A 23,892-nucleotide genomic window follows, 5' to 3' on the forward strand; every position below is an offset into this window, starting at 1 on the left:
ATTGGTCGGTACATTCGCCACATTTCTGTCGCCTGTACCAAAGTCTCGCGAATAAATTCGCTCCCACAGTTGAATCCAGGTCTGGCCTTGCACTTCGCAGCGACCGGGGATTTCTGTGGGAGCGAATTCATTCGCGAGAGGGCAGTACAGCCGATGAATCCCCTTCGGATGTACCTTCGTTTCGCGAATGAATTCACTCCCACCGGGATTCAACTGCATTCGGAAGAGAATGTGCGGATGCCAACCGGTGTTTACGCGGCGTTCAGGCTGATCGGGCTGTGCAGCAATGAGCCCGAACCCTCGACCCACAGGTTCTCGCCAAACCGCAGTTGCGCTTCGCGAAGCAGCTCGTTCGCCGCCTCCCGAGTACAGCCTTGGACGGTGCGATCATTGACCCCCTCCAACGACAGCACCTTGTAGGTTGGCAGGCGGTCAAGCAGCGTCGGCACTTGCTCGGGCGCGCTCAGCAGCTCGACGTGCAGGCCGTGCACCGGCAGAGACACCGCCAGACCGAGGTTGGCGCCCAGGCCGCCGAAGTAGGTCGCGATCAGCTTTTTCAGCGGCGAGTATTGCAGGCTGTGGTAGGCGCGCTCGAAGGCGTTTTTCCAGCCCTGTGGCAGCTCCAGGCTCAGGATCGGCTCATCGATCTGCACCCACTCAACGCCCTGCTCGGCCAGACGCCCGAGCAGCTCTCCGTAGATCGGCAGCAGCCGGTCGAGCAGTTCAAGCTTGTCGAAGCTGTCGCCCAAGGCCTTGCCCAGCCACAGGTAGGTGAGCGGGCCGATGATCACTGGCTGAACCTGATGCCCCAGCGCGCGGGCTTGCTTCACATCGTCGAACAGCTGTTCCCAGCTCAGTTGCAAGCGCTGATCCTGAGTGAATGCTGGGGCCGTGAAGCCGTTTGTGGTATCGCCCTGCCAACAGGCTTCGAGGGCTTTCTTCAATTCACGATCAGCGCCGATGCGCGCAAATCCGAGGTTCTGGGCCAAAGCCATGATGAGGTCTCCTACAAAATATGGCGCCATTGTCGACACTGACCCCGACATGAGACAAACTCATTGTTTTCGTGTTGATCACAAAATTTATTCATGGAGCGCTCCGGTGCTTGAGATACGCCATCTGAAAACCCTGCATGCCCTGCGCGAGGCGGACAGTCTGGTCGACGCCGCTGACCGGCTGCACCTGACCCAATCCGCCCTGTCCCACCAGTTCAAGGAACTGGAAGAGCGCATGGGCATGCCGCTGTTTGTGCGCAAGACCAAACCCGTGCGCTTCACCAGCGCCGGGCTGCGTTTGCTGCAGCTGGCCGATTCGGTGCTGCCGCAACTGCGCAACGCCGAACGTGACATCTCGCGTCTGGCCGGGGGCGTCGCGGGGCGTCTGCACATGGCGATCGAATGTCACAGCTGCTTCCAGTGGCTGATGCCGACCATCGATCAGTTCCGTGATGCGTGGCCGGAGGTGGAGTTGGACCTGGCGTCCGGTTTCGCCTTCGCCCCCCTGCCGGCGCTGGCCCGTGGTGACCTGGATCTGGTGGTGACCTCCGACCCGGTGGATCTGCCGGGCATTACCTACGTGCCGCTGTTCACCTACGAAGCCATGCTCGCGGTCGCCAACCAGCACCCGCTGGCGGGCAAGCCGTTCGTGCTGCCGGAGGATCTGGCCAGCGAAACCCTGATCACCTACCCGGTGGAGCGTGATCGACTGGATATCTTCACGCGGTTCCTGGAGCCCGCCGACATCGAGCCCGCACAGGTTCGCACCTCGGAGCTGACAGTAATGATGATGCAGCTTGTGGCCAGCGGCCGCGGCGTGTGTGGGATGCCGCACTGGGCGCTGCATGAATACAGCTCACGGGGCTATGTGAAGGCCAAGCGGCTGGGTGAGAAAGGCCTGTTCGCCACACTGTATGCGGCGATTCGCGCGGACATGCTGGATGCGCCGTATATGCGCGATTTCCTGCTGACGGCGAAGGACACGTCGTTTTCGACGCTCGATGGGGTTAGCGCGGTGCGGTGAAGCCCTGCCATGCACGCATCTAAACTGTGGGAGCGAATTCATTCGCGAGAGGGCAGTACAGCCGATAAATCTCCATCGGATGTACCTTCGTATCGCGAATGAATTCGCTCCCACAGGTTGATCAGCCGTGAGATCCAGACAGGATCAAGCGATCTGAAGCGCGCGATACAACGGCAGGATCGAGTCCCGCGTCAGTGGCGCCAGATGCAAATGGTCGAGGTCTCCGGCATCCACCCAGACGATCTCCTCAATCTCTGCCGCGGGCACCACATCTTGATCGATGTCAAGTCGGTACAACTGGCAGTTCACTTCAAATCCCGGCTCATTGGCTGCCACGGCTGAAAATTCGCCGAGAAACTGTGCGTGCCCTGCTGTGACAACCAAGCCCAACTCTTCGTGCAGCTCGCGAACCAACGCAACGGCAGCGGTTTCACCCGCGTCGATCTTGCCACCGGGCTGCATGAACGCCTGAGTGCCGCGCTTGCGTACCAGCAGGGTCCGGCCATCGGCCCCGATCAACAGCGCTGCGGCAATGCGGATGACTTTCACAACACCACCTCGGTTTTCAGCGCGCGGTTTTCGTCGGCGCGCTCAAGGGCCAGGCCGATCAGACGATCAATCAGCTCCGGATAGCCAAGACCTGTGGCCTGCCAGAGTTTCGGGTACATGCTGATAGAGGTGAACCCCGGCAGGGTATTGACCTCGTTGATGATGATTTCCCGAGCCTCGGTGACGAAGAAGTCCACCCGCGACAGCCCCGCGCAACCCAGTACCCGATAGGCCTGCAGCGCAACCTCGCGCACTTGGTCACTCAGATCGGTCGGCAGATCGGCCGGAATGGCGATGCGTGCCTGGCCGTCGTTGAGGTATTTGGTGTCGTAGGCGTAGAACTCGTCGTTGGCGACCACTTCGCCGCACACGCTGACCTGCGGCTCGTGGTTGCCCAACACGGCGCACTCCACTTCACGGCCGACGATGCCCTGCTCGAGCAGCACTTTGTTGTCGTACTCGAACGCCAGTTTGATCGCAACCGCGTAGCTGGCCTCATCGGTGACCTTGCTCACGCCCACCGACGAACCCTGGCTGGCCGGTTTGACGAACAGCGGCAGGCCCAGTTGCGCCGAGACGCTGACGAAATCCACCGATTCACCGCGATGCAACACCGCGAACGGCGCCACGGCAATACCGGCATCGCGCAACAGGCGCTTGGTCACGTCCTTGTCCATGCACACCGCCGACCCCAGCACATCCGGGCCCACGCACGGGATGTCGAGCAGGCGCAACAGGCCTTGCAGCGCGCCGTCTTCGCCGGTGCTGCCGTGAATCAGCGGGAACACCACATCGATGCGCGGGACATCCAGACCGGTTTGCACTTCCATGAACTGCGGGCCCTTGGCGCCCGGCAGCAGCGACAGCAGGCGCCCCGACTCGCTGAGCTTGATGTGCGCAGGATCGGTGGCGTTCTGCAGGTAATCGCGCTCGTCGAAACGCAGCCAGTGGCCCTGCTTGTCGATGCCGATCAGGGTGACGTAGTAGTTGTTGCGATCAATCGCATTGATCACGTTGCGCGCCGATTGCAACGACACTTCATGCTCGGAGGATTGCCCACCGAAAACGATGGCGACTGACTTTTTCAAAGGGGGAGGCTCCTGGATTTCAGGTCGCAGAGTCAAAAGCAATTTGCGCCGTTAGTCCAGTCCCAAGGGCGTCCGATGGACAGAATGCAGGGTGAACGGACAAAAAATCTGACAAGTCGGCATCGACTTTTTTGTAACAGTTACAACTTAAATCTTTGCCCAGGCCACCAGTGCCGCTAACGTGCGCGCCGTTGTCAAAAGCCCCACCCCGATGCCCGTCGGGAACGGAATGAACCGTCACCACCAGGAGGTTGTGCAATGCACTTGATCGATCGCTATGAACTGTCCATCCCCGGCCACATGCGGCTGGTCGATGCCCGAAGCGCGCTGAATTATCTGGAGCGTTTCGTGAATGGCAGCGAAGGCCCTGTCGACAGCGAGGTATTGGCCGAGAAGCTTGAGCCGCTGATTGAAGCCCTGAACGATGCAGCCGACAACGCGCGCCCGGTGAACGGCGATGAGGCGTTCGAGCTGCAGGCCTGCCAGTGGGGTTACATTGCCTTGTCGCCCAGGGAGCGCAACGTGCTGCAGCAGATCCGCAGCAGCAATGAGGAAGGTCAGGAAGAGATTTTCCAGATGATCACCGAGATCCAGGCGCGCAAGCCCCTGCTGGACCCTCGATAACGTTGGCGCAAAATCCTCACCACCGAAGGGAGGGCCGCTCAGGCAAAGGGACGCGCCCTCGCAGCGCGCCCCCATTCAAGCGTCAGGTCGCCTCTTGAAAGTCCATCTCAGGCGGCTGGCGCCTGAAACCGCCGGTCAACCAGGCCAGGTACACGCAGCCCAGCACCAGCCAGCTCAGGCCCAGGATGATCGCCAGTTTGTCCAGGCTGATCATCAGCCACAGGTCAGCCACCAGGCCGATCAGCGGGCAGATCAGAAACAGCACCAGCTCGCGCAGGCCGCGTTTCTCGCCACCGATCCAGTAATGGAAGATCACCGACAGGTTGACCAGGCTGAACGCCAGGAACGCGCCGAAATTGATGAATGAGGTGGAGGTGGTTACGTCCAGTTTCAGCGCCAGCAAGGCCACCACCGCGCACAGCAAAATGCTGTTGACCGGGGTGCCGAAGCGCTCGCTCAGGGCTGCAAAGAACGACTTGGGCAGCACGCCATCACGGCCCATCGCATAAAGCAGACGTGAACCGCTGGCCTGAGCCGACAGGCCCGAGGCGAACTGACCGACGATCAGGCCGATGAGGAAGAGGGTCACGAACACATCGCCACCAATGTTGCGGGCGATTTCATAGGCTGCCGAATCGACGTTCTCGAACTGCGCCGAAGGGTGCGCCAGCTGCACGAAGTACGACACGCCGACGAAGATCAAACCACCAATCAGGGTGATCAGCATGATTGCCTTTGGAATGGTGCGACGCGGGTCCTTGGTCTCTTCAGTCAAGGTGCTGACTGCATCGAAGCCTAGAAACGAGTAACAGGCAATCGCCGCGCCGCTCATGATCAGCGGCATCTGCATGTCACCGTTGAAGAACGGCGTCAGAGTCCACAGCGGCTTGCTCGCGTCACCGCCGATGTAGTGGATGCACAGCGCAACGAAGGCACCCAGCACCAGAAATTGCACGATCATCAGCAAGGCGTTGACGGCGTTGGCCAGCTTCAGGCCAACGATGTTGATCAGACTGGTGACGACGATGAATGCCAATACCCACACTGGCTGAGGCACCGACGGAAACGCCGAACCCAAGTACGCCGCACCAATCAGCCAGATAGCCATCGGCAGGAACAGGTAATCGAGCAACACAGCCCAACCGGCAATGAATCCCAGCTTGGGGCTGATCGCCTTGCGCACGTAGCTGTAGGCCGAACCTGCCACCGGAAACGCCGAGGCCATGCGACCGTAGCTCATGGCGGTGAAGAACATCGCCACCAGAGCCGCCAGATAGGATGCCGGGACCATGCCGCCGGTGGACTGTGCAAGGATGCCGAAGGTCCCGAGCACGATGATGGGGGTCATGTAGGCGATGCCAAACAGCACCACCGACCCTAACGAAAGGGTGCGTTGCAAACGAGCCATGAGCGACTACTCCGAATTTATAGGTTTTATGGCAGAGAAAAGTTCGGCAGAACAAAGGCGTTTCTTTTAATTGGAAACTGCCGGGCGCTCGCTGCAACGACGCCCGGCAGGCACTGCTTTATTGGTTTTGGGGGATCAACAACTCACGCACGCCATCGGCATGCTCGATCACTTCGCCCGGCAGACGCAGGCGTTGGTCGTCCAGGTAGCGATAATCGCGACGCGCCGCTTCAAGCTGGGTCAGGTCCAGCTCGGCGCTGAACTGGCATTCTTCGCGCCCGGCTTCCTGAAGCAAGGTGCCGAACGGGTCGACCAACGCACTGCCGCCGGCGAACACCAGGTTGCCGTCGCCTTCGCCCACGCGGTTGACCATCAGCGCGAACGCTTGGTTTTCCTGGGCGCGAGCCATGATCGCGGTGCGATGGGTGGGGCCGTAAGGGTCCATATTGCCGTTGGTGACGATGATCAGCTCGGCGCCCAGTTGCGCCAAGGCCCGGGCCGACTCGGGGAATTCGATGTCGTAGCAGATCAGCATGCCGACCCGCACGCCGTTCCACAGGCACGTCGAGTAACGGTCGCCAGCCGAGAACACACCCCGGTCCGAGGCCCACAGGTGGGTCTTGCGATAACGCAGGGCGATGCCTTCAGGGGTGATCAGCAGCGTGGTGTTGTAGAAGCGGCCATTGTCGTTTTCGGCCATGCCGATCACCACCGACACATTGCGCGCGCGTGCGGCCTGCTGCACGGCCTGAACGGTCGGGCCGTCCAGCGCTTCGGAAACATCGGCAACGGTGTCACTGGAAGGAAAGCCCATCAGGTGAGTTTCCGGGAACACGATCAGCGCGGTGTCGCTGGCGCAGGCGGCAATCGCATTCAGCGCACGTTTCAGGTTATGGCTCGTGCCATTGTCCTGGCCCGTCAATTGGGCGAATTCGACCTTCATGGGTTTTCCTTATCGTTTTTTGAAACATGAGCCGCGTAGCCGATCAGCACACAAAGTACTGGCCTGACCCTTGGCTCTGCGGGCAGTATGCGCATCAGCACGTGTAACGGGGTATTACGCAGCTGTAGTAACCCATTAGGGGTAGATCAATGACAATCGCACTTCAGGACATCGCCTGGCATCGCTCGGTCGCGCAATTGATCGAAGCGCTGGACCGGCCGAATTTCTGGGCCCAACTGGTGCGCCTGCTCAATCAGTACGTCAGTTTCGATAGCTGGGTGGTGCTGCAATTCAGTTCTGGCCAGCGCCCGCTGGTGTTCGCCGAATCCCCCGGCGAAGACGGCAGCCCCGACCAGCTGTTCCAGGACTACCTCAAGGGCCTTTACCTGCTCGACCCCTTCTATATCGCCAGCCGCGAGCGCTCGCAGAGCGGCTTGTATCGCCTGGCGGAAGTTGCGCCGGAGCACTTCGAGCTGACCGAGTATTACCAGCGATACTTTCGTCTGAATGTCGTCGCCGATGAAATCCAATTCAATTGCCAGCTCGACAACGACCGCACCCTTTGCCTGTCGCTGGGCTCGACCACACGTTTCAGCGCCGAACAGATCGCCTTGCTGTCGCTGATCCAGCCGTGGGTGACCGCGCTGCTGCGCCAGCGTCTGCCCTTCGAGCTGGCCGAGCCTGCGGCCGAGCATGAACCGGTAGCCGCTCAACCGCCGCTCAATGACTGGCGCACCCAGCTTGAGGCCTCGGTGCAGCAAAGCCGCGGTGCTCAATTGACGGCCCGGGAGCTGGATGTGGGTCGGCTGATGCTCAGCGGCTGCTCCAGCAAGGAAATCGCGCGCAAACTGGAGATTTCTGCCGAGACCGTGCGCGTACACAAGAAACACATCTACAGCAAACTGGGGATCAAATCGCAGTCCGAGCTGTTTTCGATTTTCCTTCAGGCGCAGAGCGCTTGAGACCCGACAAGTCTTGCCGAAAAAAGGCGCGGCACAGCGCTACCCATTCAACCGTGTAAAGACCTAAAGGATCGCCTATGAGCCTGTCCCTTCTCAGCCGTTACGCCTTTTTTGTCGGCTGTGTGCTGTTCACCCTTCTGAGCCTTCCGTTCCTGCACCACGAGTGGCTTTGGCCGTTCACCCTGGCCACCGCGATACTCAGCCTGATCGGTATTTTCGACCTGATCCAGGTGCCGCACTCGGTGCGCCGCAACTACCCGATTCTGGGCAACATCCGCTATGCCGTAGAAACCATTCGCCCGGAAATCCGCCAGTACCTGCTCGAATCCGACAGCGACGCCCTGCCCTTCTCCCGCGCCCAGCGCTCACTGGTGTATGCCCGCGCCAAGAACGAAACAGCCGACAAGCCCTTCGGCACACTGATCGACGTGTACCAGACCGGCTTCGAGTTCATCAGCCACTCTATGCGCCCCGCGCCGCTGTCCGACCCGAATCTGTTCCGCGTCACCGTGGGCGGCCCGCAGTGCACCCAGCCGTACTCCGCGTCGATCTTCAACATCTCGGCCATGAGCTTCGGCTCGCTCAGCGCCAACGCCATTCGGGCACTGAACAAAGGTGCCAAACTGGGCAACTTCGCCCACGACACCGGCGAAGGCAGCATCAGCGCCTACCACCGCGAAAACGGCGGCGACCTGACCTGGGAGCTGGGCAGCGGCTATTTCGGCTGTCGCACCCAGGACGGTCGTTTTGATCCAGAAAAATTCGCACGGCAGGCCCAGGACCCGCAGGTGCGGATGATCGAAATCAAGATGAGCCAGGGCGCCAAACCCGGCCACGGCGGCATCCTGCCCAAGCACAAGGTCACCCGGGAAATCGCCGACACCCGCGGCATTCCCATGGGCGAAGACTGCATCTCGCCGTCGCGTCACAGCGCGTTTTCCACCCCGACGGAAATGATGCAGTTCATCGCCCAGCTGCGAGAGCTGTCGGGGGGCAAGCCGGTGGGCTTCAAGTTCTGCCTGGGTCACCCCTGGGAGTTCATGGGCATCGCCAAGGCCATGATGGAAACCGGCATGCTGCCGGACTTCATCGTTGTCGACGGCGCCGAAGGCGGCACAGGCGCAGCGCCCGTGGAATTCACCGACCACATGGGTCTGCCCATGCGCGAAGGCCTGTTGTTCGTGCACAACACGCTGGTGGGCCTGAACCTGCGCGACCAGATCAAGATCGGCGCCAGCGGCAAGATCGTCAGCGCCTTCGACATCGCCAGCGTCCTGGCCATCGGCGCAGACTGGGCCAACTCCGCGCGAGGCTTTATGTTCGCCATCGGCTGCATTCAGTCCCAGAGCTGCCACACCAACAAATGCCCCACCGGCGTCGCCACCCAGGACCCGCTGCGCCAGCGCGCTCTGGTCGTGCCCGATAAAGCCCAGCGCGTGTACAACTTCCATCGCAGCACGCTGCACGCCTTGGCAGAAATGATCGCCGCTGCTGGCCTGGACTCCCCGATGCAGCTGGAAGCCAGACACCTGGTGCGCCGCCAGTCGCCCACGGAAGTGAAACTGTTCTCCCAGTCCCACGTCTTCCTGCAACCGGGCCAGTTGCTCAACGGCATTGTCGACGACAGCTTCTACTCGCGCATGTGGCGCATGGCGCGTGCCGACAGCTTCGAGCCGAACGAGATCTGACGCCGCTCACGGCGTCGAGCATCGACTGGGATTCTCGCTAGCCGGCTCGACGCCAACGGCATACAGCCGCAGACGGTTGTCGCCTCGGGTGAGACTGTCCACCTGCCGCCAATCGCACGGAAGCGACAACTGGTAGTCGGTGGCATCGACACCATCCACCAGCCAGACGCGCAAGGTCCCGAAGGGCAGACGATCCAGACGCTGAATGTAGAAGTCGTCCTGCTCGACACCATAAGGCGCATTGAACCGGCAGTACACCCGACACCCTGCCTCGCCATCGCGCGCGACCGGCGCGTACAGCAAGGGTTTGGCGGGGCCGGTACCGTAGTAGACAAGACTCGGATACCAGAAGTAATTCAACACGATCACCTGATCGCCGGGCTGATAGCGACTCTCGATCAGCTCAGCGATCAGGTGGATGCGCTCTCGGGTCTTGCGGCCATCGGCGTTGGTGGTGTCGTACTCACCGTACAGATTGCGCAGGCCCAGCACCTCACACGCGATCAAAGCCATCAAGGCCAGCACAGCCAGCCTGCGATGATTACGAGCCAGCACGTCCAGAGCGATCCCCAACAGCATCGGCAACGCCAGCGCAGAAAATAGAAAGTAACGGGCGACGAACAGCGGAAACTGCAACGACACCAGAAATACCACTAACAAAGGCGCCCACAGATAGACCACCAGCAACAGACTCAGGCGTTGGGGCTGCCTGTCGCGCTTGACGCACCAGACGCAGATCACCGCGATGGCCAGCAGCAACGCCCAGCGAACGACTGCGACAAGTTCAGCGCCATCGTCCAGCGTCAGGTACTGCCAGAACACATAGGGAATCGAGGCAAGCGTGACAGGCTTGATCCATCCCAGATTGCTGGACTGGCCGAGCTGCGCAACGAATACCGGTAGCCAGGGCAGAAACAGCATGGCCGCTGTCAGGTTGGCGATCCACCAAGCCGGACGCAGGATAAGACGAGGGCCGCCGTCACTGGCCGGGTGGCGCGACACCAGCAAGAACAGCCAATGGGCCATGACCCCGAACATGGTGAAGTAATGGGTGTACAGGCCAGCGGTGATCAACACCCCATAGGCCGCGAGAGCACCCTGTCGCGATGGGGTCTTTATCCAGTGCACCAACGCCAGGGTGGCCCCTGTCATCCACACACTCAACAGCGCGTACATGCGCACTTCATGACTGTAACGAACAGCGATCGGCAGCAACACCAGCAGGATCGCGGCGAAGCAGGCAGCACGTCGGGTAGACAACGTGCGGGTCAGCCACATACCCAGCCCCACTGCCAGCACACTGGCAAACACACTCAGGCCACGCATGGACGGCAGGCTGTCGCCAAACAGCGCGACCCAGCCCTTGAGCACGAAATAGTACAGCGGCGGATGCACATCACTGACTGAAACCGCCCAGGCCTTGCCCGGCGAGTGCGTACTCATCACCCAGCTGAACGCCTCGTCGTACCAAAAGGCGGCCTCGTCCAGATGGTAAAGGCGCACGGCGGCCGCGACGACCAGAATCGTGCCCCACACGCTCAGCTCTCGAAAACGTGCTGATAAAGCGGGCCGCGAAGCAAAGACGTCACTCATTGCGCTCTCCATGCCTGACCACATGCTTGACCACATAACGCGGCCTGTGCTTGCTCTCCAGGTAAATCCTGCCGATGTATTCGCCCAGGATGCCGATGCCGATCAGCTGCGTTCCACCCAGAAACAGGACCGATACCATCAGCGAGGAATAACCGGGGACGGGGTTGCCATTGAGGCTGTAGTCGAGGATCAGGTACAGCGCATAAGCCAGGGTGCAGAGCGACAGCGCGGCGCCGATGTAGGTCCACACACGCAGCGGCACCGTGCTGAACGAGGTGATGCCGTCCAGCGCCAGATTCCACAGTTTCCAGGGGCTGAACTTGCTCTTGCCTGCGGCTCTGGGGGCGCGGTCGTATTCGACAGTGACAGTGTCGAACCCTGCCCACGACAGCATGCCTTTCATGAACATCTGCTGCTCGGGCATGCCCTTGATCACCTCCACGACCTTGCGATCGAGCAGGCGAAAATCGCCGACATTTTCATCGATCCGAGTTGCCGAAATCCGCCGCAGGACCTTGTAGAACAGCCCCGCCGAGAGACGTTTGAAGAAGCTGTCGGCGCGGCGATGGCGACGTCTGGCCAGCACGACTTCAGCGCCATCGCGCCACGCCTCGATCAGTTGCGCGATGACTTCGACAGGGTCCTGAAGGTCGACGTCCACCGGAATCACAGCATCCCCCGTGGCGTACTCCAACCCGGCCAACAGCGCCGCCTCCTTGCCAAAGTTTCGCGACAGCGTAAGCAGCACCACATGGCGATCAGCGCTCGCGATCTGGCGGGCAATGCGATTGGTGCCGTCCTGGCTGCCATCGTCCACCAGGACGATCTCGATGACCCAGGCTTGCAGGCCGGGGGCCTGCCGAATCGCTTGGTAGAACGACTCGACGGCCTGTTCCTCGTTGTAGAGCGGCGCGACCAAAGAGACCTTCACGATAGCCACCCCGCGAACACCACGTACCGGGAAAGCACAAACCCGATCACCAGACTGAAGGCGCAAAACCCTATCAGGGTCGCGACAGGGGACCAAGCCAGAGCGTCACCGATGGCGCCGACGCCCAAGCTGACGCAACCCATCAAGCCGACGTACGCGCAGTAACGTCGCCACGAGCGATAGCTGTCGAAGGTGAAATGCGCGTTGAGGCAGAACGACAGCGTCACCGCCGCCATGAACCCGGCCAGGTTACTGCTGGCCTGCGAGGCGCCCCACAATGAGTGGAGGGCGAAGAAAACCAACCCATGAATGGCCGTATTGGCCACGCCCACCGCGCAATAGCGGGCGAAGTGACGTCGTATCGACATGATCACATTCCTTGTCATCAACCGCACGGCCACTGCTGCCCCGGCCTGGCGCCGGATCAAGACCTCCTTTGAATACAGTGAAGCCCGATTTTTGCGCTGCACGCGTACCGGCTGTCGGCGCCCCGCCGCCATCATAATTCGGTCACAATTGGAGACATTCTGTAATATCCAACCTTTGCAATTACCCCGCAAAACCGCCACCCTGCGCGCCGCCGATCAGCCTCGACTGCTAACGTTGAACCAAGGCTGAGTCCGGCCCTCTTCTTTAAACAGACTTTCAGAGCTCACCGTCATGACGAACGGACGCGACCATCGAATCGACTTTTTTCGAGGCTTGGCGCTGATCTTCATTTTTTGGGATCACGTACCGGAAAACCCATTCGCGCAGCTGACACTGCGCAACTTCGGCTTCAGCGACGCTGCGGAAGTCTTTGTCTTCCTGGCCGGTTATGCCGCTGTGCTGGCCTACGGTCGCGTGGCCCAGCGCGATGGCTATATCGTCGCCTGCCTGCGGATCCTGCGTCGCACGTGGGTGCTGTATGTCGCGCACATTTTTCTGCTTACCCTGCTCATGGGCATCGTTTTCGTCGCCAACAATCACGTCGACACCCGCGATATGGTGCGCGAGATGGGCCTCGAATATTTTGTCGGCAACCCGCAACAGGCCCTGGCGGACGAGTTGTTGCTGCGATTCAAACCCAACCTGACCGACCCGCTGCCGCTGTACATCCTGCTGATGGGCGCGCTGCCATTGATCCTGCCGATCATGCTGCGAAACGCCGCCGTTGCGGTGGGTCTGTCGATTTCGCTGTACCTGATGGTGCCCCTGTTCGGCTGGAACCTGCGCGCCTACGAAGGCGGCGGCTACTGGTACTTCAACCCGGTGGCCTGGCAGCTGATCTTCGTGCTCGGCGGCGCGTTCGCCATGTACACCCAGCGGCCGGCGGTACATAAGGCACCTCCTCGACCGCTCTGGCAGCAGCCGCTGTTCCTGATCGCAGCGGTGTACATGGTGATCGCCGGCACCATCACCTTCTTGTGGAAATTCCCGGCCGTTCACGACGCATTGCTGCCCAAGGCGTTTACCGACCTGATCTATCCGATCAGCAAGACCGACCTCTCGCCCCTGCGCCTGCTGCACTTCGTGGCGCTGGTCTACGTCGTCGCCAAACTGCTCCCCACCTCCCACGCCTGGCTCGACAACTGGCCTGCACAGCAGACCTGCCGCATGGGCCGCTATTCGCTGGAAATCTTCTGCCTGGGCGTTCTCCTCGCACCATTGGCCGACGGGGTCAATGCTTTGGCAGGCGACGTCTGGCAGATGCGCGTGATCACCGCCCTGCTGGGCTTAGGGCTGATGCTGCTGTTGTCCAACTGGCTGGAGCTGAACAAGCGTCTGGGCAGCCCGAAAGCGCCGCGGGTGGCGCCAGTTTGAGAACGGGTTATCACTAAGCGGAAACTTCGGAAATTTCCTACTGATTTATCAGGCAAAGCTTTTTCGCATGCGGCCGTTATGCGGAAGGTAGGGATAAACCAGTGAGGAAACTAAAGTGGACATCAGCGCCGTAAACCAAGCATATCCGACCAAACTGCATCAGGTACCCGCCAAGCCGCCTGTCGCGCAGGCGGTTGAGCACGCGAAACCTGCCAATAGCGAAATCAACGCCCTTCTTGGTGAAAAACCCTGGCTTACCGAGCCCGGACTGGAATGCATTGATTCGTTGGAAGAATATATATCCTTCAAGAAGATGGATGCTCATATCTCTCTAGAGATCATGAAGACCCACTATGAAGCGTTCATCGACAAGCTTAGGAACACCCGCCCGGAACTCGCAAATAAAAATTTCAGCTTTACCATCAATGACCGGGGAGGTCTTGAAGTTTTAGACCCAGACAATATTTTATCTTCAGAAGAGCGTAGCTATCTGACAGAACAAATGAATCTTCACGAGGGACTGACAGCCAACGCAATTTCGCTGCAGGAAATCGCCAAAACGCTCATACAGTATGGTTCCAACCGCGAAAACGGAACACATTCCAAACTTTCGAACAGTGACCATGTTCGACTGGATTTCCTGAAATTATTAAAAAGTGAAGACGCAAACAAGACGCTCCAGGAACAAATTCTAGTACGTTCCGGCCCACGCACCTCGCGAATTTCAGAGCAAGCCTGACGCCGCTCGACCCTGGCCGGATTTCCAGCCAGGGTCGATGAAGCTTAAATAGATCCCCGTGCAGTCTTGATTAGTTGCTGCCTACAGATATGGCCGAACAGTCGCAGATCCTGAGCGGCGTCTGCATCCGCTGCCGGGCCTAGCAGTGCGTTTGAAAAAGTATAGCCGCCGACGTAGTAATAGCTTCTCCACGTATGAGTTCCCAGGTGATAGGTCACGTGATCAAGCGCCTCATGACCTCCTGTGCAACGGCCAAACGTAATGGAAGTGTTTACCTTCCCCTGATGATTGCTGACCACTTCCTCAACAACCGGTTTGAGCCGAGACTCTGAAAGACCCAGTGTAAATCGCCCAACCGCGCCTTTCAGCGGAGCCCCGACGGAGTCGGTAAAATACGCTTCCAAATTCGCCTGAGTGTAACCTTGTGTCCAGAACCACGACGGCTGAGTATGCCCTGTCGGAATCCTGTTAACGCCGACTTCATCATGCAATTCATACTTTTTCAGCACCGGGTATGATCCCAGGATAAGGCGATACGCAGCAGAAGTGCGAGGAACATCTATTTTACTCATCACCCTGACGATGACCGAGCCATTCGCACCCAACCCCGAAAAAACCCTTGAGTCACTAACCAGTTCTTCCCATTTACCACTCGTCAGATATTCGACTTTAAAGGCAGCACGCTGGCCGTCACCAGAATGCGCCAGCAGCACCATCTGTCCACGCACCGCAGTGAAGCTGTAATAATGAACGGCAGTCGCACTTTTTGGAATCTGTTGAAGCACATGAATTTGGTCGGATAAATCAGTGAACATGAGCTCTCCATCCATATGTGTTTCGGAAACGCTCTGTTCAAGACCATAACTGTATCCATTTGATTGGGCCTCACCCTGCGCCTTAAAATCAGCGGCGTGTAAAAGCTGACACTGCGAGCTCAGCAGTAACATTACAACCACCATAGACTTCACAACAAGTTTCATACCATTATCCTCGGTCGTTTATTTTTTTTGCTTACCTCGCCATTGACGTAATTATCTAGACACTTCCATGTCAATCCCATCAACAACAAAAAGAACGTTCCTACAAATTAACGCTGGACTCATCAGAATTAAGCGGAATAAGAACAACTGTGACGATTTAACTGACATACACCATCGTGACTCGCCCCACCGGATCTCATCTTGAGTGGCCCACCACTTCAGCGGCGCAATCTCTTTTCACGCAGGACCTTCACAAATTTTTCACCCTCCCCGCCCAGCGTCTAAGCTTGTAGTCAGGTGCGATTAACAGGTTTAACCGGGCCAACGATATGGGCGCTTTGTGGCAATCGGATGGAAAAAAGGCTGCGGTTGAGGCTGACAGTCGGGGGGACGCTCCAATGCCTGCACGCCCACACCACAGGCGATCTGTGTGGCGGGTGTTGCTGGTTCTGGTGCTGGTGGGGTTGGTGATCCTGGGATTTATGGCTGCCTCGGAAGTGCGCAGCTCTAAGCTTCAGGCCCGCGAGTTCAGTCAGTTCGCCCATAACCTCAGCTACACCGTCGAGCCCGGTGCCAGCGACGACATCCTGTATCCCGGCGACGGCCCGTTCGACAAACGACTGGGCTATTCGGCGCTGGGAGAGTTCCTGCCCCGCCTGCTCAAGCGCGATTACCGCATCACCGAACAATCTCGCTTCTCGCCCGAGCTGATGGCTTACGCCAAAAGCGGCTTTTTCGTGCCCTATCAGGAGAAGAGTCAGGCGGGGTTGACCATCGCCGACTGCCGGGGTGATGCGCTCTATCAGTTCACCTACCCGCAACAGCTGTACCCCAGTTTCACCTCGATTCCGCCAGTGCTGGTCAACAGCCTGCTGTTCATTGAAAACCGCGACCTGCTCACCCCTCGTCAACCCATGGCCAACCCTGCCGTGGACTGGCCGCGCTTCCTCAAGGCCGCGATTTCCCAAGTTACAAAACTGGTAGGGCTGCCCGGTCAGTCCGCTGGCGGGAGCACATTGGCGACTCAGCTTGAGAAGTACCGCCACTCCCCCGACGGCCTGACGCAGTCCGGGGGCGAGAAGATCCGGCAGATGATTTCGGCCAGCGTGCGCGCCTATCAACCGGGGCCACAGACGCTGGAAGTGCGTCAGCGCGTGGTGCGTGATTACCTCAACAGCGTGCCGCTCTCGGCGGTACCGGGCCACGGCGAAGTCCATGGCATGGCTGAAGGCTTGCGGGTCTGGTACGGCGCCGATTTCGATCGGACCAATGCGCTGCTGGCCTCCCCTGCCAGTGACGCCAAGACCCTCGCCGCCCAAGGCCTGGCCCTGCGCGAGGTGCTCTCGCTGGTGATCGCTCAGCGGCGCCCTTCCCACTATTTGGCCAAGGGGCGCAAGGAACTGGCAGACCTCACCGACAGCCATATTCGTCTGCTGGCGCAGAACAACGTGATCGACCAGCCCCTGGCCGACGCCGCTCTTGGGGCCACTGTCACCTACCGCGACTGGGTGCAGCAGCCGACCGTGCAGCCCATCGAGACCAATAAGGGCATCACCGTCGCGCGCACCCGCCTGTCGAACATGCTCAATCGGCCGCTGTACGATCTGGACCGCCTCGACCTGTCGGCCACCAGCACCCTGCAGAACGATCTGCAGGCCAGCGTCGGCCAGTACTTGCGTGATCTGGCCAACCCCGAATACGCAGCCAAACTGGGCCTGTTCGGCGAGCACCTGCTGACACCAGCCAGCACCCAGGCCGTGCGCTACAGCTTCACACTGTTCGAACGCGACATCGATGGCTCGCGGGTGCGGGTGCAGACCGACAGCACCGATCAGCCGTTCGACATCAACGAGGGCAGCAAGCTGGAACTGGGTTCGACGGCCAAGATGCGCGTGCTGACGACTTACCTGCAAATCATCTCGGAGATTCACGACAAATACGGCGCGATGAGCAATGCGCAGCTCAGGAAAGTGCCGGTGGAAGACCCTGACCGGCTGAGCCGCTGGGCGCTGGATTACCTGATGCAGAACCCCGATCGCGACCTGTCGAAAATGCTCGCCGCAGCCCTTGACCGCAAATACTCGGCGAGCCCCGGCGAGAACTTCTTCACCGGCGGCGGCATGCACCATTTCAACAATTTTCGGCGCGAAGACAATGAGCGCAACCCCACCTTGCGCGAGGCGTTGCGCGAGTCGATCAACCTGCCGTTCATCCGCCTGATGCGTGATCTTGTGCGCTACGTCACCTATCAGGGCCCGAACAACAGCGCGGTTTTGATGAAAGACGACAGCGATCCCCGGCGTCAGGAATACCTCGCTGATTTCGCCGACCGCGAAGGCACCTCATTTCTGCTGCGCTTCTGGAAACGCTACAAGAACAAGACCACTCAAGACCGCCTCGACACCTTCCTCGACGGCGTCCATCCATCGGCCAGTCGCATGGCTGCCGTGCATCGCTATTTACTGCCAGATGCCAGTCAAAGCGCATTCAACGCCTTTGTTCGCGCCCACACGGTCGCCGACAAGCGCCAGCCGCCGCTGACGGAAAAACGCCTCGACGACCTGTATTTCGCCTACGGGCCAGGTAAGTTCGACCTGCCGGATCAGGGCTACATCGCCCGGGTTCACCCGCTGGACCTATGGCTGGTGGGCTACCTGCTGCAAAACCCCGAGGCCAAGTTCAAGGACGCCGTGGCCGCCAGCCGTTTCGAGCGCCAGGAGGTGTACAGCTGGCTGTTCAAGAGTCGCCACAAGAGCGCGCGGGACAGCCGGATTCGCACGATGCTGGAGATCGAGGCTTTTCTCGACATTCACCAGCGCTGGCAGAAACTGGGCTATCCGTTCGACCATCTGGTTCCTTCGCTGGCCACCGCCATCGGCAGCTCGGGGGATCGTCCGGCAGCCTTGGCCGAGTTGATCGGCATCATCCAGAACGACGGCGTTCGCCTGCCGGTGCTGCGCATCGACAGCCTGCATTTCGCCGCCGACACCCCTTACGAAACCCAGCTCAATAACAATCCGGAACTGGGCAAGCGGGTGCTGCGCTCGGAAGTCGCAACCGCCATGCGCGAGGCGTTGTCGCAAGTGGTCGATGCCGGTACGGCGCGGCGCGTGTCGGGCAGCTTCAAGACGGCAGACGGCACGGCCCTGGCCATGGGCGGCAAGACCGGGACGGGCGACAACCGCATCGAGAGCTTTGGTTCGGGCGGGCGGATTCTGGCCTCCAAAGCGATCAACCGCACTGCGACGTTCGTGTTCTACATTGGGGACAACCACTTCGGCACATTGACCGCCTACGTGCCGGGGCGCGCGGCCGAGTCGTTCAAGTTCACCTCGGCCCTGCCTGTGCAAGTGCTCAAGGGCATGGCGCCGATTCTCAATCAGTACCTTGAACCCGGGACCTACACCCAGTGCAAGGCGCCGGTTGCGGCGCAGGTGGCGAGCGCTCGCTGAGCCGCGCAGTCCCGACGAATACAGGAAGCCTGTGTGAGCCCATTAATTCGCGATTGGCCGCGCAGATGACACATGTGCATCGCCTGTTCGATTTTTCGCGAATAAATTCGCTCCCACAGTTGGATCCGGGTCTGGCCTTGCACTTCGCAGCGACTGCGAATTCCTGTGGGAGCGAATTTATTCGCGATGGGGGCGGTACATCCAACACATCTGCATCGGTTGTACTTTCGCTTCGCGAATGAACTCGCTCCAACAGAGGGAGCCGAGCTTGCAGCGATGCATATCCCTAATCCGCAATCCTCGCACCCCGCAGATGAGAACCGTTCGTCTTAACACGTCTTGCATCTTTCTTAAGATATATCTTAAGGTATATCTAACACGTAACGAGAGATGACAAACGATGAGAGACCACTCACACCACCCCCATCACCACCGCCCGCACTTCGGTGACCACGGCGACGGCCGCGATGGTTTTGAAAAACGCACCGGTCGGGAACGCGGCGGACGCGGTCCTCGGGTATTTGCCCCAGGCGATCTGAAAATATTGCTGCTGGCCTTGATCGCCGATCAGCCTTGCCACGGTTACGATCTGATCCGTCAGATCGAAGGCCTGTTCGACGGCGCCTACAGCCCAAGCCCCGGCGTGATCTACCCCACCCTCACCTTTCTGGAAGAAAGCGAGCTGATCACCGGCGATGCAGAAGGCGGCAAGAAGCGCTACCAGATCACCGAAGCCGGCCAGCAGTTTCTAGTCGAGCAAGCGGTCGCGCTGGACGGCGTGAAGATGCGCATCGAGGTGAGCAAACGCTCGCTGCGCGGCCATGACCGCCCGCCTGAGATTCACGAAGCCGTGCACAACCTGCGCCACGCCCTGCAGATGCACCACGGTCGCTGGACCCCGGAAGAAATCATCCGCGTGCGCGACCTGCTGAACGAAACCGCCAAGGCCGTCGCTGATGGCCCACACACTGCGTCGGAGAAGTCCGTATGAATTCACAGCAATCGATTCATCGCGTCAGCCACGAAATCAAACGTCGCAAATTGCAGGTGCTACGCGTCATCGACATCACCCCGCGCATGCGCCGCATCACCTTGCACGGCCCGGAACTGAACGGTTTCATCAGCCTGGGCAGCGACGATCACGTCAAACTGCTGTTTGCCACCACCCCCGAAGAACAGGCCGCGCTGGATAACTTCGTGCCAGGCCCCAATGCGTCACACGGCCCGCGCCCTGCGATGCGCGATTACACGCCACGTCGCTACGACGCCGAGTCGGGCGAGCTGGACATCGACTTCGTGCTCCACGGCGACGGCCCTGCTGCAATGTGGGCTGCTCAGGCGCAAGCCGGGCAGTTCCTGTACATTGCCGGGCCGCGTGGCTCGTTGATCGTGCCGGACATGTTCGACAGTTACCTGCTGATCGGCGACGAAACCGCGTTGCCCGCCATCGCTCGCCGTCTGGAAGAACTGGCCGGTAATCGTCGTGCGCTGGTGGTGGTCGAAATCGAAGACCATGCCGAGCGTCAGGAACTGGCGAGCAAGGCGCAGGTTGAGCTGATCTGGGTCGTGCGCGGCGAGCAGGATTTGCTCGATGTAACGCGTCAATTGACGCTGCCCGAAGGTGATCTGTATGCCTGGGTTGCGACGGAATCAGCGCTGTCACGCAAGGTTCGCCGGGTGTTGCTCGATGAGCTCAAGCTCGATGAAGCGGCGGTGAAGGCCGCAGGTTACTGGCGTCTTGACGATTCGGACGAGGACTAACCGGCGCGAGGTCCGGGCTCATTCGTCTCTGGATGGGTGAGCCCGATCAATCCCCCAAATCAGCAACCCGATCCCCACAAACCCCGCCAACACCCCGAGCGCATTGATCAACGCACTACGGATCCCCAGGGTGCCGATATCCAGAAACGGATACAGGTAATCGCCAAACATGTTCCCGCGAAACAGCAGATAACCAAAGTACAGCGTCGGGTACAGCATCCACGCCAGTACATGTTTCAGCCGCAGCACGCCTTGGCGCAGGTACAGCCACCAGTAGCCAAGAAACGCCAGCGGCATGACGTCGTGCAGCAGTTCATCGGCGAGTTTTTGCCAGCCTTCCGGGCTCCACAAGTGCCGCAGCAGCAGGTTGTAGGCAATGCTCACCAACAGAATGCTGGTGGTGATGCCCGCGCAGACCACAGGCGAACGAAAGAAACGGTGCCCTGCCGAATGGCGGTCGGTGATCGCACAGGTCAGCGCTGTGGCAACGAGGGTGTTGGTCAGCACCGTGAAGAAGCTGAAGAACTTGACCAGCCCGCCCACCAGGCTGGCCTGATCGGCCCAGCGCCCCCAGAGAATCAGGTACAGCTGCACCGCCAGCGCGAACCAGCCAAGCAGCGCGGCGACGGTCGCGTAGCGACGCTGTCCGCAGGTCAGGTCAAGGCTTGGGCTGGGCATGTTCGGCTCGATTTTTCAGAAGGCGGCGTGTCATCACCCACGCTTGGTGCGCGCCAGCTTCACATACAAGGCCTCGACCTTTTCCCGCGCCCAGGGCGTCTTGCGCAGGAACGTCAGGCTCGACTTGATGCTCGGGTCGCTCTTGAAGCAACGAATGTCGATGCGCTCCGCCAGCCCCGACCACTCGTAATGCTCGACCAGCCGGTTGAGGATCTGCTCCAGCGTCACGCCATGCAGCGGGTTGTTGTTCGGTGTGGTCATGCCGGGCCTTTTTGCGTTCGGTGTAGGGGACGTTGTCGCGAGGTGCGCACCTTAGCGGAGGCATTGTTCAGTGTGAAGCATAACTGCGCCTGTGACTGGACCCTGTGGGAGCGAATTCATTCGCGAGACTGGCATACAACCGATAGCGATGTGTCGGATGTACCGGCCAATCGCGAATGAATTCGCTCCCACAGCGCTGATGCGTCCCGGCGGTCAGCGTAGCCACTTCAAAAGGCCGATTCCAAAATGATTGCATTTTTATTGTTATGTTATAACACTACGCATCCAACCATAGAGTCCCACCCTGCCAAGGAAACGCTGCATGTCCCGCTCCTCTCCCTCCCGACGTTGGCGCCTGACGCTGCTGGCCGCTGCCCTGCTCGTTGCTTCCCCCGCCTTCGCCATCGAACTTGAGCAGCAAACCATTACCGCCAACCCGCTGGGCAGCGATCAGCTTGCCTCCCCCAGCACTGTGCTGACTGGCGATGATCTGACCCTGCAACAGAAAGGCAGCCTGGGCGAAACGCTGAACAAGCAACCGGGTGTGTCGTCGTCGTATTTCGGGCCGGGCGCGAGTCGGCCGATCATTCGCGGACTCGATGGCGATCGCATTCGTCTGCTGCGCAACGGCGTGGGTGCGCTGGATGCATCCTCGCTGTCCTATGACCACGCGGTGCCGCTGGACCCGGTCAACGTCGATCGCATCGAAATCGTGCGCGGCCCGGCTGCACTGCTGTATGGCGGCAGCGCCATCGGCGGTGTGGTCAACACCTTCGACAACCGCATCCCGACCGAGGCCATCGAAGGCATTCAGGGTGCCGGCGAGTTGCGCTATGGCGGCGCGGACACCACACGCAGCAGCGCGGGCAAGCTGGAAGCGGGCAACGGCACCTTCGCCCTGCACCTGGACGCCAACGCCCGCGAATTCAACGACCTGAAAATCCCCGGCTACGCCCGCACCGCTGACGAGCGCGCTCGCGACCCGGATGGCGATGACAAGAAGCATCGTCTGGGCAACAGCGACGGGCGTCAGGACGGCGGCGCTGTCGGCGGTTCCTACACGTGGGACGACGGCTACGCGGGGCTTTCCTATAGCAATTACGATTCCAATTACGGATCGCCCGCCGAGCAGGACGTGCGCATCCGCATGAAGCAGGACCACTACGCGTTCGCCTCGGAAATCCGCAACCTGTCAGGGCCGTTCAGTTCGGTGAAACTCGATGCCGGTTACACCGAATACAAGCACATGGAGATCGAGGACGGCGAAGTCGGCACCACGTTCAAGAACAAGGGCTTTGAGGCTCGCGTCGAAGCACGCCACCAGCCGATTGGCCCACTGAACGGAGTCGTCGGCGCGCAAGTGACCCGCAGCGAATTCTCGGCGCTGGGCGAAGAGGCTTTCGTGCCGCAGACCGATACCGATGCCGGCGCGCTGTTCATTCTTGAAGAACTGCAGGCCACCGATCGCCTGAAGCTAAGCCTGGGTGGGCGTCTGGAGCACACCACCGTCGATCCGGATGGCATGGGCAATGAGCGCTTTGCCCATGCTGATCGCTCCAGCAGTTTCACCGCTGGCAGCCTGTCGTCGGGGGCGGTGTATACACTGACACCCATTTGGTCGCTGGCTGCAACACTGGGTTACACCGAACGCGCCCCGACTTTCTACGAGCTCTACGCCAACGGCGCTCACGTCGCCACTGGCACCTATGAAGTGGGCGACGCGGGTCTGTCGAAAGAAAAAGCGGTCTCCAGCGACCTGGCCCTGCGTTTCGACAACGGCACTCACAAAGGCAGTTTCGGTGTGTTCTACAGCCACTTCTCCAATTACATCGGCTTGCTGGGGACAGGTCGTACGCTTAATGAAGAAGGTGAGGAGGACGCCGACGGCATCCCCGAATACACCTACTCCGGCGTGCGAGCGCGCTTTGCAGGATTCGAGGCGCAGGATCACTGGAAACTGGGCGAAAGCCAGTACGGAAAATTCGCGCTCGAGTTATCAGGCGATTACACCCGCGCGACCAACCTGGACACCGGCGAAGCCCTGCCACGCATCGCGCCCCTGCGTCTGAACAGCGGCCTGCTGTGGGAACTGGACAAGTGGCAGGCGCGTATCGACGTCGAACATGCGGCTTCGCAAGGCCGCGTCCCGGACAACGAAACCTCTACCCACGGCTACACCACGCTGGGGGCGAGTGCAGGTTACACATTCAACGTCGGTGAGAGCCAGTGGCTGGCGTTTGTCAATGGCGAGAACTTGACTAACCAGACCGTGCGCTACGCCAGCTCGATCCTGCGCGACATCGCACCGGCCCAAGGCCGAAGCATTGAAGTGGGGTTGCGTACGACGTTCTAAGGGTTGGTCGCTGGCACGCCAGCGACTCAAATACACCTGTGGGAGCGAATGCATTCGCGA

Annotated in this window: 20 protein-coding genes and 1 pseudogene; 10 read left to right on the forward strand and 11 right to left on the reverse strand. The window is 60.1% G+C overall.

Annotated elements, in window-relative coordinates; all coding sequences use genetic code 11:
* Positions 1–260: 260 nt before the first annotated feature.
* Positions 261–995, reverse strand: a pseudogene (locus tag AC07V9_RS01515) (hypothetical protein); the annotation flags it as partial.
* Between the two features lie 106 nt (positions 996–1,101).
* Here AC07V9_RS01515 and metR point away from each other — a divergent pair.
* The gene (metR, locus tag AC07V9_RS01520) at positions 1,102–2,019 is read left to right on the forward strand and encodes a transcriptional regulator MetR (protein WP_495013924.1); all 918 of its coding nucleotides are present in this window, start codon (positions 1,102–1,104) and stop codon (positions 2,017–2,019) included.
* A gap of 144 nt (positions 2,020–2,163) precedes the next feature.
* Here metR and AC07V9_RS01525 read toward each other — a convergent pair whose 3' ends face one another.
* Positions 2,164–2,568 carry an NUDIX hydrolase gene (locus AC07V9_RS01525; RefSeq protein ID WP_495013925.1) on the reverse strand — a complete coding sequence of 135 codons (405 nt, stop codon included), beginning with the start codon at positions 2,566–2,568 and terminating at the stop codon, positions 2,164–2,166.
* Positions 2,565–3,656, reverse strand: coding sequence for a D-alanine--D-alanine ligase (ddlA, locus tag AC07V9_RS01530; protein ID WP_495013926.1), 1,092 nt, complete (start codon positions 3,654–3,656; stop codon positions 2,565–2,567). The genes AC07V9_RS01525 and ddlA overlap by 4 nt, the downstream gene beginning before the upstream one ends.
* A 258-nt stretch (positions 3,657–3,914) precedes the next feature.
* Between ddlA and AC07V9_RS01535 the strand changes: the two genes are divergently transcribed.
* Positions 3,915–4,280, forward strand: coding sequence for a hypothetical protein (locus tag AC07V9_RS01535; RefSeq protein WP_495013927.1), 366 nt, complete (start codon positions 3,915–3,917; stop codon positions 4,278–4,280).
* An 82-nt stretch (positions 4,281–4,362) separates the two neighbouring features.
* On the opposite strand, the gene AC07V9_RS01540 is transcribed toward AC07V9_RS01535, so the two are convergent.
* Together AC07V9_RS01540 and AC07V9_RS01545 are read right to left on the reverse strand one after the other, a co-directional pair.
* Positions 4,363–5,688: an APC family permease gene (locus AC07V9_RS01540; RefSeq protein ID WP_495013928.1), complete on the reverse strand. Its 1,326-nt coding sequence runs from the start codon at positions 5,686–5,688 to the stop codon at positions 4,363–4,365.
* A gap of 118 nt (positions 5,689–5,806) precedes the next feature.
* Complete coding sequence (locus AC07V9_RS01545) at positions 5,807–6,631, reverse strand: carbon-nitrogen hydrolase family protein (protein WP_495013929.1); 825 nt, start codon at positions 6,629–6,631, stop codon at positions 5,807–5,809.
* A 149-nt stretch (positions 6,632–6,780) separates the two neighbouring features.
* Here AC07V9_RS01545 and AC07V9_RS01550 point away from each other — a divergent pair, with 149 nt between their 5' ends.
* Positions 6,781–7,593, forward strand: a complete 813-nt coding sequence (locus tag AC07V9_RS01550) for a helix-turn-helix transcriptional regulator (RefSeq protein WP_495013930.1) — start codon at positions 6,781–6,783, stop codon at positions 7,591–7,593.
* 77 nt (positions 7,594–7,670) lie between these two features.
* On the forward strand, positions 7,671–9,281 hold the full coding sequence (locus tag AC07V9_RS01555) for an FMN-binding glutamate synthase family protein (protein ID WP_495013931.1): 1,611 nt from the start codon (positions 7,671–7,673) through the stop codon (positions 9,279–9,281).
* 6 nt (positions 9,282–9,287) lie between these two features.
* On the opposite strand, the gene AC07V9_RS01560 is transcribed toward AC07V9_RS01555, so the two are convergent.
* From AC07V9_RS01560 to AC07V9_RS01570, 3 genes are read right to left on the reverse strand one after another with little or no spacing between them, the layout of a single operon-like run.
* Complete coding sequence (locus AC07V9_RS01560) at positions 9,288–10,874, reverse strand: glycosyltransferase family 39 protein (protein WP_495013932.1); 1,587 nt, start codon at positions 10,872–10,874, stop codon at positions 9,288–9,290.
* A complete protein-coding gene (locus AC07V9_RS01565) occupies positions 10,867–11,805 on the reverse strand; it encodes a glycosyltransferase family 2 protein (protein ID WP_495013933.1) in 939 nt (312 codons plus the stop codon). The genes AC07V9_RS01560 and AC07V9_RS01565 overlap by 8 nt, the downstream gene beginning before the upstream one ends.
* A complete protein-coding gene (locus tag AC07V9_RS01570) occupies positions 11,802–12,173 on the reverse strand; it encodes a GtrA family protein (protein ID WP_495013934.1) in 372 nt (123 codons plus the stop codon). The genes AC07V9_RS01565 and AC07V9_RS01570 overlap by 4 nt, the downstream gene beginning before the upstream one ends.
* A 292-nt stretch (positions 12,174–12,465) precedes the next feature.
* Between AC07V9_RS01570 and AC07V9_RS01575 the strand changes: the two genes are divergently transcribed.
* Complete coding sequence (locus tag AC07V9_RS01575) at positions 12,466–13,608, forward strand: OpgC domain-containing protein (protein WP_495013935.1); 1,143 nt, start codon at positions 12,466–12,468, stop codon at positions 13,606–13,608.
* Between the two features lie 115 nt (positions 13,609–13,723).
* Positions 13,724–14,347, forward strand: a complete 624-nt coding sequence (locus AC07V9_RS01580) for a hypothetical protein (protein ID WP_495013936.1) — start codon at positions 13,724–13,726, stop codon at positions 14,345–14,347.
* A 44-nt stretch (positions 14,348–14,391) separates the two neighbouring features.
* Here the strand turns inward: AC07V9_RS01580 and AC07V9_RS01585 are convergent, their stop codons facing one another.
* A complete protein-coding gene (locus AC07V9_RS01585; RefSeq protein ID WP_495013937.1) occupies positions 14,392–15,327 on the reverse strand; it encodes a hypothetical protein in 936 nt (311 codons plus the stop codon).
* A 329-nt stretch (positions 15,328–15,656) separates the two neighbouring features.
* Here AC07V9_RS01585 and AC07V9_RS01590 point away from each other — a divergent pair, with 329 nt between their 5' ends.
* From AC07V9_RS01590 to AC07V9_RS01600, 3 genes are all read left to right on the forward strand, one after another.
* On the forward strand, positions 15,657–18,779 hold the full coding sequence (locus AC07V9_RS01590) for a transglycosylase domain-containing protein (protein ID WP_495013938.1): 3,123 nt from the start codon (positions 15,657–15,659) through the stop codon (positions 18,777–18,779).
* Positions 18,780–19,179: 400 nt separating this feature from the next.
* A complete protein-coding gene (locus AC07V9_RS01595) occupies positions 19,180–19,770 on the forward strand; it encodes a PadR family transcriptional regulator (protein WP_495013939.1) in 591 nt (196 codons plus the stop codon).
* Positions 19,767–20,540 carry a siderophore-interacting protein gene (locus AC07V9_RS01600; protein ID WP_495013940.1) on the forward strand — a complete coding sequence of 258 codons (774 nt, stop codon included), beginning with the start codon at positions 19,767–19,769 and terminating at the stop codon, positions 20,538–20,540. Before AC07V9_RS01595 ends, AC07V9_RS01600 begins: the two co-directional genes overlap by 4 nt.
* An 18-nt stretch (positions 20,541–20,558) precedes the next feature.
* On the opposite strand, the gene AC07V9_RS01605 is transcribed toward AC07V9_RS01600, so the two are convergent.
* Positions 20,559–21,218, reverse strand: coding sequence for a Pr6Pr family membrane protein (locus AC07V9_RS01605; protein ID WP_495013941.1), 660 nt, complete (start codon positions 21,216–21,218; stop codon positions 20,559–20,561).
* 33 nt (positions 21,219–21,251) lie between these two features.
* Positions 21,252–21,479: a VF530 family protein gene (locus tag AC07V9_RS01610; protein ID WP_495013942.1), complete on the reverse strand. Its 228-nt coding sequence runs from the start codon at positions 21,477–21,479 to the stop codon at positions 21,252–21,254.
* A gap of 322 nt (positions 21,480–21,801) precedes the next feature.
* On the opposite strand from AC07V9_RS01610, the gene AC07V9_RS01615 reads away from it, so the two are divergent.
* On the forward strand, positions 21,802–23,832 hold the full coding sequence (locus AC07V9_RS01615; RefSeq protein WP_495013943.1) for a TonB-dependent receptor: 2,031 nt from the start codon (positions 21,802–21,804) through the stop codon (positions 23,830–23,832).
* Positions 23,833–23,892 lie beyond the last annotated feature (60 nt).

The sequence above is a fragment of the Pseudomonas sp. GW821-FHT02A11 genome, assembly GCF_059421985.1.